Source organism: Streptomyces sp. NPDC058326 (assembly GCF_042879855.1).
Lineage (GTDB): Bacteria > Actinomycetota > Actinomycetes > Streptomycetales > Streptomycetaceae > Streptomyces.
Window position 1 is genome coordinate 453,702 of record NZ_JBHVZO010000003.1, and the last position, 15,922, is coordinate 469,623.

Genomic DNA, 15,922 nt, shown 5'->3' on the forward strand with positions numbered 1-15,922 from the left:
ATCGAGGAGCGCACGTGGGCCTTGTCGTGCAGAAGTACGGAGGCTCCTCCGTTGCCGATGCCGAAGGCATCAAGCGCGTCGCCAAGCGGATCGTGGACGCCAAGAAGAACGGCCACCAGGTGGTCGTCGTGGTTTCCGCGATGGGCGACACGACGGACGAGTTGATCGATCTCGCCGAGCAGGTATCCCCGATTCCTGCCGGTCGAGAGTTCGACATGCTGCTGACCGCCGGAGAGCGGATCTCCATGGCCCTGCTGGCCATGGCGATCAAGAACCTGGGCCACGAGGCCCAGTCGTTCACGGGCAGCCAGGCGGGTGTCATCACCGACTCCGTCCACAACAAAGCGCGCATCATCGATGTCACGCCGGGCCGCATCCGCACCGCCCTCGACGAGGGCAACATCGCCATCGTCGCCGGCTTCCAGGGTGTGTCCCAGGACAAGAAGGACATCACCACGCTGGGCCGCGGCGGCTCCGACACCACCGCCGTGGCGCTCGCCGCCGCGCTGGACGCCGAGGTCTGCGAGATCTACACCGACGTCGACGGTGTGTTCACGGCCGACCCGCGCGTGGTGAAGAAGGCGAAGAAGATCGACTGGATCTCCTTCGAGGACATGCTGGAGCTCGCGGCCTCCGGCTCCAAGGTGCTGCTGCACCGGTGCGTCGAGTACGCACGCCGCTACAACATCCCGATCCACGTCCGCTCGTCCTTCTCGGGGCTGCAGGGCACGTGGGTCAGCAACGAGCCACACTCCGTAGAAAAGAGCCCCAAGGTGGAGCAGGCCATCATCTCGGGCGTCGCCCACGACACCTCCGAGGCGAAGATCACCGTCGTCGGCGTGCCGGACAAGCCGGGCGAGGCCGCGGCCATCTTCCGGGCCGTCGCGGACGCCGAGATCAACATCGACATGATCGTGCAGAACGTGTCCGCGGCCTCCACCGGCCTCACGGACATCTCCTTCACCCTTCCCAAGGCCGAGGGCCGCAAGGCCATCGACGCCCTGGAGAAGGCGAAGAACGCGATCGGCTTCGACTCGCTGCGTTACGACGACCAGATCGGCAAGATCTCCCTGGTCGGCGCCGGGATGAAGACCAACCCGGGCGTCACCGCGGACTTCTTCCGCGCGCTCTCCGACGCGGGCGTGAACATCGAGCTCATCTCGACCTCCGAGATCCGCATCTCGGTCGTCACCCGCGCCGACGACGTCAACGAGGCCGTGCGCGCCGTCCACAGCGCCTTCGGCCTGGACAGCGACTCGGACGAGGCCGTCGTCTACGGAGGCACCGGCCGATGACGCCGAAGCCGACGCTCGCGGTCGTCGGTGCGACCGGAGCCGTCGGCTCGGTGATGCTCCAGATGCTCACGCACCACGCGGACGTCTGGGGCGAGATACGCCTGCTCTCCTCCCCGCGCTCGGCCGGCAGCCGGAAGGCCGCCGTGCGCGGGGTGGAGTGCGAGATCCTCGCGCTGAGCGAGGAGGCCCTCGAAGGCGTCGACCTGGCGCTCTTCCTGGTGCCCGAGACGGTGGCCGCGCAGTGGGCGCCCATCGCCGCCGCCAAGGGCGCCGTCGTCGTGGACACCTCCGCCGCCTTCCGCGCGGACCCCGACGTCCCCCTCGTGGTCCCCGAGACCAACCCCCACGCGGCCCGCGTACGCCCCCGGGGCATCGTCGCGAGCCCCGGCTGCACCACCCTCGCGCTGATCGTCGCCGTGGGCGCCCTGCACGCCGAGTTCGGGCTCACCGAGCTGGTCGTCACCGCCCAGCAGGCCGCGAGCGGCGCAGGACAGGCCGGTGTCGACGCGCTCAGGGCGCAGCTGGGCCTGGTGGCCGCCGACGGCGACCTGGGCCACAGGCCCGGGGACGTACGGCGGGCCGTCGGCGAGAACACCGGCCCCTTCCCCGGCCCCCTCGCCTCCAACGTGCTGCCCTGGTCGGGCACGGCGGGCGCCGAGGGCGCCTCCTCGGAGGAGGAGCGGATACGGGACGAGACCCGCCGGATCCTCGGACTGCCCTCCCTGCGGGTCGCCGCCACCTGTGTGCGCGTACCCGTCGTCACCGGACACTCCGTCTCCGTCCACGCCCGCTTCGAGCACCCCGTGCCGGTCGGACGCGCCCACGAGATCCTCGCGACCTCACCGGGGGTCGTGCTGTACGACGACCCCGCGGCGGGCGACTTCCCCACCCCCGCCGACGTCGTCGGCACCGACCCGGCCTGGGTCGGACGGGTACGGCGCTCCCTGGACGACGAGCGGGCGCTCGATTTCTTCGTCTGCGCCGACAACCTGCGCAAGGGCGCGGCGCTCAACGCGCTGCAGATCGCGGAATCGGTTGTCACAGATTTGTAGGATCTGTGAACGAGCTGTGAGCAAATCGGCGTCAAATACCCCTTGAACTGCGGTGATGCCGTGGCCGACGATGCTCTTTCCCCTTGCTGCAACCAGTAGTTGGGCGGAGGCGTCTCTGCGTTCACCCACAGTCGTGGCGCGCGGACACGCTGTGAAAGCGGGGCATCGGGGGAGAACGGTTACGCATGAGGACAGACGACTCACCGTCGAAAAGGGCGGGGTACGCGTACAACCCTGCCGGGGGGAAGCGTGTCCAACAGGCGTGGCAGACGTACTCGACCTCGCGACCATCGCTCCGCTGCGCGGCGCGGGCACGGCGGTGCTCCCCGTGCGGAGCGTCGCCGTCGTACCCGTACGCGGCCCGGCGGTCAGCCCGTATCGGCGCCCACGTGCTCTCGGAGGGATGCCGGTGATCGCCCCCGTGCCCACCGGAGCCCGTGCCGGCTCGATGGAAGGCATCCCGTCGCCCCGGACGAGCGCCGAAGGCGTCCCGGCCGCCGCCGGCACCACCGTCGACCACCTCACCGAGACCTACCGCGCCCACTACCGGTCGCTGCTCGGTCTCGCCGCGCTGCTCCTCGACGACACGGCCTCCTGCGAGGACGTCGTCCAGGAGGCGTTCATCCGCGTCCACTCGGCCCGCAAGCGGGTCCGTGAACCGGAGAAGACCCTCGCCTACCTGCGCCAGACCGTGGTGAACCTCTCCCGGTCCGCGCTGCGCCGCCGCATCCTCGGTCTCAAGCTGCTGTCCAAGCCGATGCCGGACATGGCGAGCGCCGAGGAGGGCGCGTACGACCAGCTGGAGCGCGAGGACCTCATCAAGGCCATGCGCGGGCTCCAGCGGCGCCAGCGCGAGGTGCTCGCCCTGCGGTACTTCTCGGACATGACCGAGGCGCAGGTCGCCGAGGCGCTCGGGATATCCCTGGGCTCGGTGAAGGCGTACGGTTCGCGGGGAATCGCGGCGCTGCGCGTCGCGTTGGGAGCGACGTCATGAGCGAGGAGCTCGGCAAGGACGACGAGAGCACGGGTGCCGGCGGCGCCCACGTGCCGCGTGACGCCCGAGAAGAACGTGACGACCTGAGTGGACAGCGCATGGTGAACATCGAGCCCGGCGACGGCGAAGGCGACGAGGAACTCGCGCTGCGGCGGCTGTTCCAGAGCGCCGTGTCCGGCCTCGAACCGTCCGCGGACTCCCTGGACCACCTGCGCCGTGCCGTGCCCGCGCGGCGCGCCCGCAAGCGGCAGGCCGTCGTGGGCGCCGCCGCCGCGGCGGTCCTCATCGGGACGGCCGTGCCCGCCTTCGTGCACGTCGCCGCCTCGGGCGGCGTCTCCGCCGCGGGGAGCCCCGTGAACGCGGGCCACGGCGAGGAGGCCCAGGGCGGCACCGGCACCGAGACCGGCATCGAGGGCGGCCAGAGCGCGTCACCCCCGGCGAGCAGCGTGTCCCCCAGCCAGGGCACGGCGGAAGGCTCCGAGGGCAAGCCGCAGCGACCCGGCCCCGGCGTCTCCGGCACCGGCCCGGGGGAGACGCGGGGCGCCGACACCGGCTCCCTGCCGCGGTGCGGGGCCGAACAGCTCGGCGTCAGCTCCGCGCAGGCCGGCGGGCCCGACGGCGAGGGCAAGGTGCACGGCGCCTTCCGGATCGCCAACGTCTCCGGCCAGGACTGTGTCGTGGACGGCAGCGGAATCGTCAGTTTCGAGGCCCGCGGCGCGGCCGACCCCGCACGGATCTCGGTGGTCCGGCACACCGCGGGGGACGGCGGGAGCGGGCTTCCCGACCCCTCGCAGGAGTCCTCCCCACTCGTCCTGAAGGCGAGCGGCTCGTACGAGGTGAAGTTCGTCTGGGTGCCCAGCGAGACCTGCCCGACGACCGGGACCACGCCGACCCCGACCCCGACCCAGCCGTCCGAACCGCCCACCACACCGCCCCCGACGGCCCCCCCGACCGGCGGCACCGCCGACCCGGACCCCAGCGAGGGCGCGGGATCCGGCGGCACCGGCACGGGACCGGGCACCGGCACAGAGGCGGGCACGGGCGCGGACACCGGAGCGGCACCCCAGCTGCTCCGCGAGGACGGCCCGGCGGACGGCAGCGTCCTCGTCAGCCACGTCGCGGAGCCCGGCGGCCCCTCGGCGTCGGCGACCATCCCCGACGCCTGCGCGGGCACCATCTACCGGACCGGGGTCCTGGACGCCTCCTAGAGCTTCTACAGGCCCAGAGCCTCGTCGCGGGACGCCTCCGCCTCACGGCGCACGAGGCGGAACCACATGAAGAGGACGAAGCCCGCGAAGACGAACCACTCCGCGGTGTAGCCGAGGTTCTGGAAGGCCTTCACGTCCAGGCTCGTGCCCGCCGCCGCGGCCGCCGGCACCGGGGTGAGGCCGGCGGGGGCGTCCGCGAGGGTGATCCAGGCGTCGTAGACGTCGTCCGGCACCACGTTCACCAGGGCGGCCGCGCTGATCAGGCCGAGTTGCCCCTCGGGCAGCCCGCCCGCCGAGTGGACGCCCTTCGTGCCCGGGTTCTCCGAGGCCTGGAGCGCGCCGACCACCGTGACCTCGCCGGACGGCGGGGCGGGGACCTTCGCGCCCGTGGGGAGCCAGCCCCTGACCACCGGCAGGGACCGGCCGCCGTCCGTCCGCAGCAGCGTCAGGACGTACGCGCCCGTCCGGCCGTCCAGCTCACGGTCCGGGACGAGGAACTGCTCCCCGAACCGGCCGCGCGCCTCGGCCGACCGGCCCGAGGTCTCCTTGTCCACCGGAAGCAGGGAGTCCAGCGGCTCCGTCCGCAGCGAGCTCGCCGCCGGCCGCTTCTCGGCCTCCTCATGGGAGTCGACGCGATCCTCGAACTTCCCCAGCTGCCAGGTCCCCATGAAGACGCAGAACGGGATCGCGAGCAGGACGAAGACGTTGATCCCCCACCAGCGGGGAGTTCTCAGGAACCGGTACACGCCCCCCACGGTACGCAAGCGGCCTCAGCTCCCCGTCGGCCGGGTGCCCAGGTGCTTCGCGGCGAAGGCGAGGTCCAGGGCGACCTGTCTGATCCGCTCCTCCACCACCAGCGAGCCGTGGCCCGCGTCGTACCGGTACACCTCGTGGACCGCGCCCCGGGCCTTGAGCCGGTCGACGTAGTTGTCGATCTGACGGATCGGGCAGCGCGGGTCGTTGACACCGGCCGAGATGTGCACCGGGGCCTTCACCGCGTCCACGTACGTCAGCGGCGACGAGGCCGCGTACCGCTCGGGCACCTCGTCGGGCGAACCGCCGAGCAGCGTCCGGTCCAGCGCCTTGAGGGCCTCCATCTCGTCCTCGTACGCCGTGACGTAGTCCGCGACCGGGACCGCGGCGAGACCCACCGCCCAGGCGTCCGGCTGGGTGCCGAGGCCGAGGAGCGTGAGGTAGCCGCCCCAGGATCCGCCGGACAGGACGAGCCGCGCCGGGTCGGCGAGACCGCTCGTCACCGCCCACGCGCGGACCGCGTCGATGTCCTCCAGCTCGATCAGGCCGACCCGGTGCTTGAGGGCGTCCGTCCACTCCCGGCCGTACCCCGTCGAGCCCCGGTAGTTGACCCGCACCACCGCGTACCCGTGGTCCACCCAGGCCGCCGGGCCCGACGCGAAGGCGTCGCTGTCGTGCCAGGTCGGACCGCCGTGCACCTCGAACACCGTCGGGAACGGGCCCTCGCCCTCCGGGCGCTGCACCAGTGCGTGGACCCTGCCGCCGGGGCCCTCCACCCACACGTCCTCCACCGGCACCGACGGCGGCGCCTTCGGGCCCGGAGGGTCGAGGACCACCCGGCCGTCCGTGGAGCGCACCACCGGCGGCTCGGCCGCCGAGGACCACAGGTACTCCACACTGCCGTCGGGACGGGCCGTCGCGCTCGACACCGAACCGGCCGGGGTCTCCACCCGCACCAGGGCGCCGGTGGCGATCTCGTACCGCCACAGCTCGCTGCGGGCCTCGAAGCTGTGCACGATCAGCAGACCGGAGCCGTCCGGATACCACTCCGCCGACACGTCCCCCGGCAGATCGAGCGCCAGGTCCTTCTCGGTGCCCGTCGCCACGTCCCAGAGCATCGGCTCCCAGCGGCCGCGCCGCTGGTGCCCGACGAGCAGCCGGGTGTCCCCGGCCACCGGAGCGAAGCCGAGGACCGCGAGCCCCAGCTCCTTCGTACCGCCCTTGGTGTCGTCGAGCTCGGCGACCACCGCCGCGTCCGAAGCGCGCAGCACCCGCAGCGCCGAGTGCATCGCGTCTCCGTGCTCGGTGTGCTCGATCGCGATCAGCGAGCCGTCGTGCGACAGGTCCCCGACCCCGGCCGACTCCCGGTGCCGGTAGATCTCGACCGGGGCGCCGGCCCCGGGCCGTACGAGATGGATCGTCGAGCCGTCCTCGTCCGTGGAGCGGCCCACCACGAGCGTGCCCTCCCGGCCGATGGCGAGGCCCGCCGGGTAGGAGGCGCCGAGACCGGGCACGGCCGGCTCGTCCGCGCCGCCGTCGAACGGCTGGCGCATCCACACCCCGAACTCGTCGCCGTCCGAGTCCGCGAACCACCAGATCCAGTCGCCGTCCGGCGACAGCGTGCCGTCCGTCGTGCCGTTCGGCCGGTCCGTGACCTGCCGCTGCCGCCCGCTCGCCCGGTCCCAGGCGTACAGCTCGTACGTCCCCGTCGCGTTGGACACGAACAGCGAGCGGTCCGGTGCCTCCTCGGCCCACTCGGGCAGGGAGACGCGCGGCGCGCGGAAGCGCTGCTCCCAGACGGGGGTGTCGATTGCCTTGCTCTCAGTCATGGCACCCATCATGCTCCGCGCGGCGGACAATCAGGTCGCGTCCCCCCGAACCTGTGGATAACCTCGCCGACATGTACTCCACGACCCCCGAGGACTGGCGCGAGGCCAACCGCGCACGGTGGGACGAGCGCGTCCCGATCCACGCCGCGAGCCGGTTCTACGACCTCGACACCTTCCGCGCGGGCAAGGACGCCCTGCGGGACTTCGAGCTCGCGGAGGTCGGCGACGTCACCGGGCGCTCCCTGCTGCACCTCCAGTGCCACATCGGCCTCGACACCCTCTCCTGGGCCCGCCACGGCGCCTCGCACGTCGTCGGTCTCGACTTCTCCGAGCCCGCCGTCGAGACCGCCCGCTCCCTCGCCGCCGACCTCGGCCTCACCCCGGAGCGGGCCGCCTTCGTCGCCGCCGACGTGTACGACGCCGCCGAGGCCGTGCCGGACCGCGCGTACGACATCGTCTACACCGGCAGCGGGGCGCTGTGCTGGCTGCCCGACATCGAACGCTGGGCGGAGACCGCCGCCTCGCTCGTCGCCCCGGGCGGCTTCCTCTACGTGGCGGAGTTCCATCCGCTGACCGACTCGCTCGACGACGAGACCGGCAGCCGGGTCGTGCACGACTACTTCGTCCGCGACCCGTGGGTCGACACCTCTCCCGGCACCTACGCCGACCTCGACGCCGCCACGGTCCACAACCGCAGCGTGGAGTGGGTGCACCCGGTCGGCGAGGTCGTCACCGCGCTCGCGAGGGCGGGCCTGCGGATCGAGTTCCTGCACGAGCACGACGCCTCGCTCTTCCCCCGCTACGGCGCGCTCCAGCGCCACGAGGACGGCTACTACCGCTTCCCGGCGGACCGCCCCCGCATCCCCCTGATGTACTCGATCAAGGCGTCGAGGCAGGCCTGAGCGGAGCCTGCGACTGCAGGGGCCTGCGACCACCGGCCTGAGAGGGGTTCGGCGGGTCGCCGTCGCCGGACGCGTCAGGACGGCGTGTCAGGACGGTGTGTCAGGACGTACGTGATGCGTCCGGCGCCCGTCCGGGCCGAGGACCTGCGCCCCGATCTTGTGGGTGCGCAGCGAGAGCGCGGTGCCCGCGATCCGCAGCGCCGGGGCGGCCCGTACGAGCGCCGCCGTCACGTCGTGCAGTTCGTCGACCGTACGGAGCCAGAGCGCGACGGCCAGGTTGTGCGGCCCCGTGACCGAGGTGACGAGCCGGGTCTCGCGGAGCCGGGCCAGTGCCGCCACCGTCGCCGGCACCTCGAGGGGCGGTACGTCGGTCGTGACCATCGCCCACACCGGGCGCCCGGAGAACCTCGGGGCGGGCAGACAGTGGTGGTGGAGGGCGCCGCCCGCGGCCAGGACGTCCAGCCTCCGCCGTACCGTCGACTCGCTCGTACCGCACTGCCGGGCCAGCTCGGCGGCGCTGCGGCGGGCGTCCCCCGCCAGCTCGGCGACAAGCCGGCGGTCGAGCTCCGTGAGGTTCGGCCCGGGTCGCACGCGCGCGCGTGACCGCCGGTCATCGCCCGTCATGCCCGTGAGGAGCTGGACCTGCCCCGGGGTGAGCTGCTCGATCCGTGACCGGTAGGGCCGGTTGTGCAGGCGGGTGACGACATGGGTACGGGCCCGGATCACCCCGGGCAGCCGCCGCACCCGTCCGGCGAGATAGGTGTCGAGGGCGTACAGGTCGGGGGAGGCCACGAGCAGCACCAGATCGGCGTCGCCGGTCACCTGGTGCACCCCGAGGGTGCAGGGATCGCCCGAGACCTCGGTCGCGGTGGCCTCGGCGTCCCCGGCGACGCACTCCAGCTCGATCCAGGCGTAGAGCATGGCGTCCGTGCCGCGTCGGGCGGCGATCAGCGAACTCCAGGCGTACCCGCCGGCCGTCAGGTGCTCCCAGCGCCGGGCGAGGGTGTCGGGGCTCGACCCCAGCACGGCCGACAGCTGGGTCCAGCTGGCGCGCGGGGCTATCTGCAGTGCGTGGATCAGCGAAAGATCCGCCTCTCCCAGGACGGATTCCCCGGTACGCATTTTCCTCCTTGGCCGATCCCTGGGAATCCGTGGGTGTGGGTCCCGGAGCGCCCCAGGATGTGGACCTGGGCCTCTGCATTCAAGCCGCAACGGCGCCGGTTCGCCATCGACTCGGACACACACCCGTACGAACGGCCGGGACGCACGCCCGGACCCAGCGGGCGCACGCCGGAACACACGCCGGGACATACGCCGGAGCACACGCCGGGACACACGTCGGAACAGCGTCACGAATGCGGGCACGGAACGAGCGGGGGCGGGACACATGGCGACCGGGGAACCACCGAAGACGGAACTGCTCTGGGGCGAACCGGTGACCCCCGAGCAGCTCGCCGCCGCGGAACGCGGATACGCCCGCTGCCGGCCCGCCGAACAGCTCCTGTGGGAACGGCTCTCGGTCTTCGAGGGAGCCTTCGGCAGGGAGGCCGTCCGCGAGGTGTGCGCCTCGGATACCCTGCCCCAGGAGACGGTCCTGCCGGTCCTCGACCGGCTGGCCCCCGCCGCTCTCCTGCCCGTCGACGACTTCCTCGGCGGCGAGGTCGACGGCCCCCGCTACTGGATGCCGCACCCCATGCGGGCGGTCGGCGCCCGCCGGCTCACCGCGCGCGGTGACCGCCGGACCGTCGTCGAGCACCACCGGAAGTGGTGCGTGACGCTCGCCCGACGGGCCGCCGACCGGTGGCACAGCGGACGGCAGCTCGACGCCCGCGACCTCGCCCTGCGCGAACTCCCCGACCTGGCCGCCGCCATGGACCCGACGACCGCGCCGCTCCCGGCGAGTGCCGAGGCCGAGACGGCCGTCGAGATCGCCGTCTCCCTGTGGTTCCTCTGGGTCGCCTGTGGACGGGTCGCCGAGGGCCGGACCCGGCTGCGCCACGCCCTCTCCCTGCACACCGGGCAGCCGGCCCCCCGCGCCCTGTGGCTCGCCGCCTTCCTGGAACTGGAGTCGGGCCGGCCCGAGGACGCCGAACCGCTCCTCGTGCGGGCCAGGGCGATGGCCGTACGGGCGGGGGACGACCGGACCCTGGGCCTGCTGGCCCATCTGCGCGGCGCGATCGCCCTCTACGAGGGGCGTACGCGCGCGGCGGCGTTCGAGTTCAGGGACGCGCTGGCCCTGATGGGGGAGTGCCCGGAGTTCGGGCCGACCCGGGAACTGTGCTGGGCCGCGCTCGCGCTCTCCCTCAGCCGCACCGACCCGGAGGCGGCCCAGGAGGCCCTGGACCAGCTGGTGCTCGACCCGGCGTCGTGGCGGACCTGGGCGGGGCGCGACCTGTGGGCCGAGGCCTGGACGCACCACGCGCGTGCCGAGCTCCTCGCCTGGGACGGGGAGCGGGAGCGGGCCGCCGACCACGCCCGGCGGGCGCTGCGGGGCCATCTGGCGCTCGGTTCGGCGGTCGGGGCGGCCTGCGCGGCCGAACTCCTCGCCCAGGTATGTCTCATGACGGGCCGACCGGCGTCGGCCGCGCATCTCCTGGGTGCCGTGAACCTGTTGAGGACCTCGGTCTTCGACTCCTCGTACCGGCCGGCGGAGTACTGGGCGAGGACACGGGACCGCAGCGAGACGGCCCTGCGGGGCATGCTCGACGACCCGGAGCTGCGGCGGGCGTACGAGGAGGGCGCGAGGATCGGCCTGTTCGCGCTGGCGGAGACGGCGTGACTGCCCGCCCGGGGAGCCGCCGTCGGCCGGGGCGTTGTCGGTCGCGCTGTCTACGATGAGCAGATGTTCGCCCTGGCCGCGGCCGTGTTCTTCCTGCTGCTCTTCGGGATCGGTGTGCTGCGCGACCGCCGCCGCTTCGGCAACGCCGTGTACCTCGGTCTCGCCGTCACCTTCCTCGGGATCGCCCTCCTCGCGGGGATCGACGACGCCCCGCCCGGGGTCGCCGAGAGCGTGATGGTCGTCGCGCTGCTCGTGCTCGGCCTCGGCCCGGTCGTCCTCGCCGCTCTGCTCTGCGTCAACGGCGTGAAGATGGTCCGCAAGGAGGGCAGACGCCCGGCCAACCTGCTCTCGCTCCTCGCCGGGCTCGGCATGTTCGGCGTGATGACCCTCGCGCTGTTCGCCGGCACCACTGGGTCGTGGACCCTGACCATGATCGTCGTCACGACCCTCTTCGTCCTGGGCTACGTCTCCTTCCTCTTCGTCTGCTTCGTCGGCTACGCGTTCCTGTACGGCCGGATGAGGCTCCGCCGCGACGCCGACTACGTGGTCGTCCTCGGGTCCGGCCTGATCGGCGGCCGCCGCGTGCCGCCGCTCCTCGCCAGCCGTCTGGACCGGGGACGTCAGGTGTACGAGCGGCTGGCCGCGCGCGGCGGGGACGCGCCCGTCCTCATCACCTCCGGCGGGCAGGGCCCCGACGAGGAGCTCCCCGAGTCCCACGCGATGGCCGACTACCTCGTCGAGCGGGGTTTCCCGGCCGGGGCGGTGATGCGCGAGGACCGCTCACGGACCACCGAGGAGAACATGCTCTTCAGCAAGGAGCTGATGGAGCGGGACCGGCCGGGCTCCTCGTGCGTGATCGTCACCAACAACTTCCACGCCTTCAGGGCCGCCCTCGCGGCCCGCAGGGCGGGGCTCGACGGGCAGGTGGTGGGCTCGCCGACCGCCGCCTACTTCTGGCCGACGGCGACCATCCGCGAGTTCGTCGCCGTCTTCCTCGACTACAAGGTGGTCAACCTCGGGATCTGTCTGACCCTGGTCCTGCTCGGGGTGCTCGCCTGGGCGAGCCGCTGAGGACGGAGTCCGGCCCGCTCGGCCTCCGGGAGCGGCGGGAGCGCTGCTCCGTACCTACTCTTGAGGTACGGAGGTGACCCATGAGCCGACGGCACCACTTCCACATCGACCATCGCGGGCACTCGGTGTCCGCGACCGTCCAGACCGGGCACCGCCCCGTCGTCGAGGTCCTCGTCGACGGCAAGGAGACCGGCTACGCCAGGGGCGACGGGGACCGGCCGGTCACCGTCCCGGTCGAGCTGCCGACCGACCCGCCGACGACGGTGACGGTACGGGCGACTCCGGGGCCCGGTGTGCCGCGCTGCCTGCTGCTCACGGATCCGGACGGCGAGCCGCTGGTGATGGCGCCGAGACCGTACTGAGGCCTGGGCTCCGGCCTCGGACGCCCTGGCCTCCGGCCTGCGTACGGGCGGTCAGGAGAGCCAGGCCATTCCGATGATCAGGAAGACCACGAAGGCGATGGCTCCGGCCACCGCGGCCGTCTTCCGGGGGCGGCGCCGGGAGAGCTCCGCGAGCCCCCCGCCGCCGGCGGCGGGACGCTCACGCCGCCGGGAGGCGGAGGGGCCGGCAGGCGCGGGTCTGCGCGCGGGTGCCGGCGCGGGTCTGTGGCCGTGTCCGGGCATGGCCACGGGCGTCGGCATCGGCGCGGAAACCGGTGAGGACATGGGCCCGGACATGTGTGAGGACACGGCCGTGGGGCGAGTGGCGGCGCCGGGCGGCCCGGGTTGGTGGTGCGGGGCGTGGGGCCGCGGCTGCGGCGGGGCGGCCTGCGGGTAGGCGCGCCAGGCGCCGGAGGAGAACCAGTCCGCGATGGCCTGCGCCGGAGGCCGCTGCTCCGGCTGCTTCGCGAGCAGACTCAGCAGGTACGCCTCGAACTCGGGCGGCAGCGCCACCCCGAGCCGGCCGGGGGGCACGGGGGCGGTGTCGATGTGCTGGTACAGCAGCGCCGTCGCCGTGTCCGCGCGGAACGGCGGTCGGCCGGTGAGGAGTTGGTAGAGCACGCAGCCGAGCGAGTACACGTCGGAGGCGGGCGACGCGGGCTGCCCGAGCGCCCGCTCGGGGGCGAGGTAGAGCCCGGTGCCCACGATCTGCCCCGTCGTGGTGAGCGCGGCCGAGGGGTCGTCGACGAACCGGGCGATGCCGAAGTCGGCGAGTTTCACCGTACCGTCGGTGTCGACCAGCAGGTTTCCCGGCTTGATGTCCCGGTGCACGACACCCTGCCGGTGCGCGGCGGCGAGTCCGGCGGCGGCGTGGGCGGCGACCACGGCGACCCGCTCGGCGGGCAGTACCAGCGGATCGGAGGCGTTCCCGGCGAGGCTGTCGCCCTCCACCAGCTCCATGACGAGGAACAGCTTCCCGTCCCACGTGCCGAAGTCGAAGACGCCGACCACGTGCGGGTGGCTCAGCCGGGCGGCGGTCTGCGCCTCCAGCCGGAACCGGTCACCGGCGGAGGGGTCGGTCGACTGCGCCAGCATCAGCTTCACCGCCACGGACCGGCCGAGCACCTCGTCGGTGGCCTGCCACACCTCGCCCATGCCGCCCCGGCCGATACACACGTGAAGCCGATATCGGTCCGCGACCAGCACCTGGAGACCACCCTTTCGACGATCGATCAACTAGACGGAAGGGAACCAGCGTAGAGCCGTGCGACCGCGCTCTTCGCCGCGCTCCCCCCAGATCCCGCCCCGACCCCGCCGGAGACGGCCGCGCACGGACTCCCCGTGACCGCGAACCCGCGCGCGGGGGCCCGTCCGGTGGACGGTGACCGTGGTCCGGGTGAACGAGAGATGGCGTCGTCCGGTTAGCATCGCGGCCCGGAGTGAGTGCCGGCGGACGCCGGTGAGCGTGGAACGGAGTGGGTCGTGACGCGACCTCGTGTGGGTGTGGCGGTACTGACGATGGGCACGCGCCCGGTCGAGCTGCGGGCGCTGCTCGACGCCGTGGCCCGGCAGGACGAACCCGCAGCCCGGATCGTCGTCGTCGGCAACGGCACCGGGACGCTCCCGGAGCTCCCGGAGGGTGTGACCGGCGTCGAACTGCCGGAGAACCGGGGTGTGTCGGGCGGCCGGAACGTCGCCATCGAGACCCTGCGCGCGTTCGGCGACGTCGATGTGCTGGTGGACCTGGACGACGACGGTCTGCTCGTCGACACGGACGTCTTCCGCCGCCTGGCCGACCTGTACGAGGGGGACCCGGCCCTGGGCGTCGTGTCGTTCCGTATCGCCGACGAGACGGGCGAGACGCAGCGGCGCCACGTCCCGCGCCTCGGGGCGAAGGACCCGATGCGTGGCGGGGAGGTCACGACCTTCCTCGGCGGTGGTCACGGACTGTCGATGCGGATGCTCGACGAGATCGGCGGCTGGCCGGAGGAGTTCTTCTTCACCCACGAGGAGACCGACCTGGCCTGGCGTGCCCTCGACGCGGGCTGGAAGGTCATCTACGAGCCGGCTCTCCTCCTCCAGCACCCGAAGACCAGCCCGGCCCGGCACGCCGTCTACCACCGGATGACCGCCCGCAACCGCGTCTGGCTCGCCAAGCGCAACCTGCCCGCCCTCCTGGTCCCCGTCTACCTGGCCGTCTGGACCCTGCTCACCCTGGCCCGCACCCGCTCCCTGCCGGGCCTCGCGGCCTGGTTCGCCGGCTTCGCGGAGGGCGTCCGCCGCTCCGGCGGCCCCCGTCACCCCATGAGCTGGTCGACGGTCCGCCGCATGACCCGCCTGGGCCGCCCGCCGGTGATCTAGGGGGCGTCTCGTCGGGGTCCGGGCCGTATCTTTCGGGTCATGTTCAGGCGGTCCGATCAGGTCGCCGCCAGCGGGACGGCGGCCGACAGCACCGTGCCCTCGCCGGGCGCCGACTCCACGGTCAGCGTGCCGCCGAGCTGGGAGGCCCGGGTGCGGATGGCCGGCAGCCCGTGGCCCCGCACCCCGCCGTCCGCGCCGAGGGCAGCCGGATCGAAGCCCCGGCCGTCGTCGGCGACGTCCAGGACCACCTGGTCGTCGAGGTAGGTGAGGGTGAGCGTGGCGGTACTGGCGTCCGCGTGCTCCCGTACGTTCGCCAGCGCGCCCTGCGCGATCCGCAGCAGCGCCGACTGTGCCCGGTCGGGCAGCCGGCGGGCCGGGACGCCCTCGATGTGGCAGCGGACCGTCAGCCCGGCGGTGGACTCCCGGCGGGCCAGGGTGCGCAGCGCCTCGTCCAGGCCGCCGCCCCCGGCGAGGTCGGCCGGGGCGAGGTCGTGGACGAAGCGGCGGGCCTCCGTGAGGTTGCGCTCGGCGATCGCACCGGCCGCGCGCACGTGCCGGTGGGCCGTCTCGGGGTCCGACCGCCAGGTGCGGTCGGCGGCCTGGAGCAGCATCTGCTGGCTCGACAGGCCCTGGGCGAGGGAGTCGTGGATCTCCATGGAAAGCCGCTGCCGCTCGGCGAGGGTGCCCTCGCGGCGCTCGGTCGCGGCGAGTTCGCTCCGGGTGCGGACCAGGTCCGCGATCAGTTCGCGCTGCCGTTCGGTCTGCTGGTTCATGCGGACGAAGACGGCGACGCAGATCGCCGCGACGGCCGGCGGGGCGAGCACGATGTCGAACTCGAAGCGGCCGGCGAGTCGCAGCTGCGCGGTGACCGAGACCACCGTGAGCATGCCGATGTAGCAGGCCGCGACCGGCGGCCGCAGATGGCGCAGCCCCAGGTAGAAGAGGGGGATCGAGCACCAGGCGAAGCTCGGGGCGAGGAACACGATCGCGATCCAGGCCGCCGAGCAGACGCCCAGCCAGAGCTGCCGGCGGGTCCGGTCGGTGGCGAGCGCGGGCTCGGCCACGTACAGCACGGCGAGGACGGCGGCGAGCGTGATCACCCAGGGGGCGGTCCCGTCTCCGGTGTGCCGCATCAGGAAGCGGGTCAGCGAGGAGCCGAGCAGCAGGAAGAAGCCCACATGGAGCAGGACCTGGAACCAGCGGGCCTCGTCGTCCGCCGTCCGGGCGCCCCACTCCGGGCCCGCCGCCGCCTCCGTACCGCCCCACCACGCCATGCCGTGCCGCACCTCTCCGTTCGC

General features: G+C 73.2%; 14 protein-coding genes. 9 read left to right on the forward strand and 5 right to left on the reverse strand.

Going from position 1 to position 15,922, the window contains the following annotated elements:
• The first annotated feature begins 14 nt into the window (after positions 1–14).
• From ACFVYX_RS07760 to ACFVYX_RS07775, 4 genes are all read left to right on the forward strand, one after another.
• Positions 15–1,295, forward strand: coding sequence for an aspartate kinase (locus ACFVYX_RS07760; RefSeq protein WP_389680435.1), 1,281 nt, complete (start codon positions 15–17; stop codon positions 1,293–1,295).
• Positions 1,292–2,347, forward strand: coding sequence for an aspartate-semialdehyde dehydrogenase (locus ACFVYX_RS07765; protein WP_389680436.1), 1,056 nt, complete (start codon positions 1,292–1,294; stop codon positions 2,345–2,347). The genes ACFVYX_RS07760 and ACFVYX_RS07765 overlap by 4 nt, the downstream gene beginning before the upstream one ends.
• Positions 2,348–2,609: 262 nt before the next feature.
• The gene (locus ACFVYX_RS07770) at positions 2,610–3,341 is read left to right on the forward strand and encodes a SigE family RNA polymerase sigma factor (protein WP_389680437.1); all 732 of its coding nucleotides are present in this window, start codon (positions 2,610–2,612) and stop codon (positions 3,339–3,341) included.
• Positions 3,338–4,549: a hypothetical protein gene (locus tag ACFVYX_RS07775; RefSeq protein WP_389680438.1), complete on the forward strand. Its 1,212-nt coding sequence runs from the start codon at positions 3,338–3,340 to the stop codon at positions 4,547–4,549. The genes ACFVYX_RS07770 and ACFVYX_RS07775 overlap by 4 nt, the downstream gene beginning before the upstream one ends.
• A gap of 5 nt (positions 4,550–4,554) precedes the next feature.
• Here the strand turns inward: ACFVYX_RS07775 and ACFVYX_RS07780 are convergent, their stop codons facing one another.
• Both ACFVYX_RS07780 and ACFVYX_RS07785 read right to left on the reverse strand, forming a co-directional pair.
• Complete coding sequence (locus ACFVYX_RS07780; RefSeq protein ID WP_389680439.1) at positions 4,555–5,295, reverse strand: SURF1 family protein; 741 nt, start codon at positions 5,293–5,295, stop codon at positions 4,555–4,557.
• Between the two features lie 24 nt (positions 5,296–5,319).
• On the reverse strand, positions 5,320–7,140 hold the full coding sequence (locus ACFVYX_RS07785; RefSeq protein WP_389680440.1) for a prolyl oligopeptidase family serine peptidase: 1,821 nt from the start codon (positions 7,138–7,140) through the stop codon (positions 5,320–5,322).
• Positions 7,141–7,202: 62 nt separating this feature from the next.
• Here ACFVYX_RS07785 and ACFVYX_RS07790 point away from each other — a divergent pair, with 62 nt between their 5' ends.
• Positions 7,203–8,033, forward strand: coding sequence for a class I SAM-dependent methyltransferase (locus ACFVYX_RS07790; RefSeq protein WP_389680441.1), 831 nt, complete (start codon positions 7,203–7,205; stop codon positions 8,031–8,033).
• An 87-nt stretch (positions 8,034–8,120) separates the two neighbouring features.
• On the opposite strand, the gene ACFVYX_RS07795 is transcribed toward ACFVYX_RS07790, so the two are convergent.
• Positions 8,121–9,155 carry an Lrp/AsnC family transcriptional regulator gene (locus ACFVYX_RS07795; RefSeq protein ID WP_389680442.1) on the reverse strand — a complete coding sequence of 345 codons (1,035 nt, stop codon included), beginning with the start codon at positions 9,153–9,155 and terminating at the stop codon, positions 8,121–8,123.
• A 265-nt stretch (positions 9,156–9,420) separates the two neighbouring features.
• Between ACFVYX_RS07795 and ACFVYX_RS07800 the strand changes: the two genes are divergently transcribed.
• From ACFVYX_RS07800 to ACFVYX_RS07810, 3 genes are all read left to right on the forward strand, one after another.
• Complete coding sequence (locus tag ACFVYX_RS07800; RefSeq protein WP_389680443.1) at positions 9,421–10,812, forward strand: tetratricopeptide repeat protein; 1,392 nt, start codon at positions 9,421–9,423, stop codon at positions 10,810–10,812.
• A gap of 63 nt (positions 10,813–10,875) precedes the next feature.
• Positions 10,876–11,883, forward strand: a complete 1,008-nt coding sequence (locus tag ACFVYX_RS07805; protein ID WP_389680444.1) for an ElyC/SanA/YdcF family protein — start codon at positions 10,876–10,878, stop codon at positions 11,881–11,883.
• A gap of 80 nt (positions 11,884–11,963) precedes the next feature.
• A complete protein-coding gene (locus ACFVYX_RS07810; RefSeq protein ID WP_389680445.1) occupies positions 11,964–12,245 on the forward strand; it encodes a hypothetical protein in 282 nt (93 codons plus the stop codon).
• Between the two features lie 51 nt (positions 12,246–12,296).
• Here the strand turns inward: ACFVYX_RS07810 and ACFVYX_RS07815 are convergent, their stop codons facing one another.
• Positions 12,297–13,469 (reverse strand): serine/threonine-protein kinase, encoded by a 1,173-nt coding sequence (locus tag ACFVYX_RS07815; protein ID WP_389680608.1) that lies wholly within the window; start codon positions 13,467–13,469, stop codon positions 12,297–12,299.
• Positions 13,470–13,745: 276 nt separating this feature from the next.
• On the opposite strand from ACFVYX_RS07815, the gene ACFVYX_RS07820 reads away from it, so the two are divergent.
• Positions 13,746–14,624 (forward strand): glycosyltransferase family 2 protein, encoded by an 879-nt coding sequence (locus tag ACFVYX_RS07820; protein WP_389680446.1) that lies wholly within the window; start codon positions 13,746–13,748, stop codon positions 14,622–14,624.
• A 56-nt stretch (positions 14,625–14,680) separates the two neighbouring features.
• On the opposite strand, the gene ACFVYX_RS07825 is transcribed toward ACFVYX_RS07820, so the two are convergent.
• Positions 14,681–15,898, reverse strand: a complete 1,218-nt coding sequence (locus ACFVYX_RS07825) for a sensor histidine kinase (RefSeq protein WP_389680447.1) — start codon at positions 15,896–15,898, stop codon at positions 14,681–14,683.
• Positions 15,899–15,922 lie beyond the last annotated feature (24 nt).

Excerpts from the sequence above, each read along its gene's own strand:
- ACFVYX_RS07790 (WP_389680441.1), top strand. The coding sequence starts at position 7,203 with ATGTACTCCACGACCCCCGAGGACTGGCGCGAGGCCAACCGCGCACGG.
- ACFVYX_RS07795 (WP_389680442.1), bottom strand. The coding sequence starts at position 9,155 with ATGCGTACCGGGGAATCCGTCCTGGGAGAGGCGGATCTTTCGCTGATC.
- ACFVYX_RS07825 (WP_389680447.1), bottom strand. The coding sequence starts at position 15,898 with ATGGCGTGGTGGGGCGGTACGGAGGCGGCGGCGGGCCCGGAGTGGGGC.
- ACFVYX_RS07800 (WP_389680443.1), top strand. The coding sequence starts at position 9,421 with ATGGCGACCGGGGAACCACCGAAGACGGAACTGCTCTGGGGCGAACCG.
- ACFVYX_RS07785 (WP_389680440.1), bottom strand. The coding sequence starts at position 7,140 with ATGGGTGCCATGACTGAGAGCAAGGCAATCGACACCCCCGTCTGGGAG.
- ACFVYX_RS07775 (WP_389680438.1), top strand. The coding sequence starts at position 3,338 with ATGAGCGAGGAGCTCGGCAAGGACGACGAGAGCACGGGTGCCGGCGGC.
- ACFVYX_RS07810 (WP_389680445.1), top strand. The coding sequence starts at position 11,964 with ATGAGCCGACGGCACCACTTCCACATCGACCATCGCGGGCACTCGGTG.
- ACFVYX_RS07765 (WP_389680436.1), top strand. The coding sequence starts at position 1,292 with ATGACGCCGAAGCCGACGCTCGCGGTCGTCGGTGCGACCGGAGCCGTC.
- ACFVYX_RS07805 (WP_389680444.1), top strand. The coding sequence starts at position 10,876 with ATGTTCGCCCTGGCCGCGGCCGTGTTCTTCCTGCTGCTCTTCGGGATC.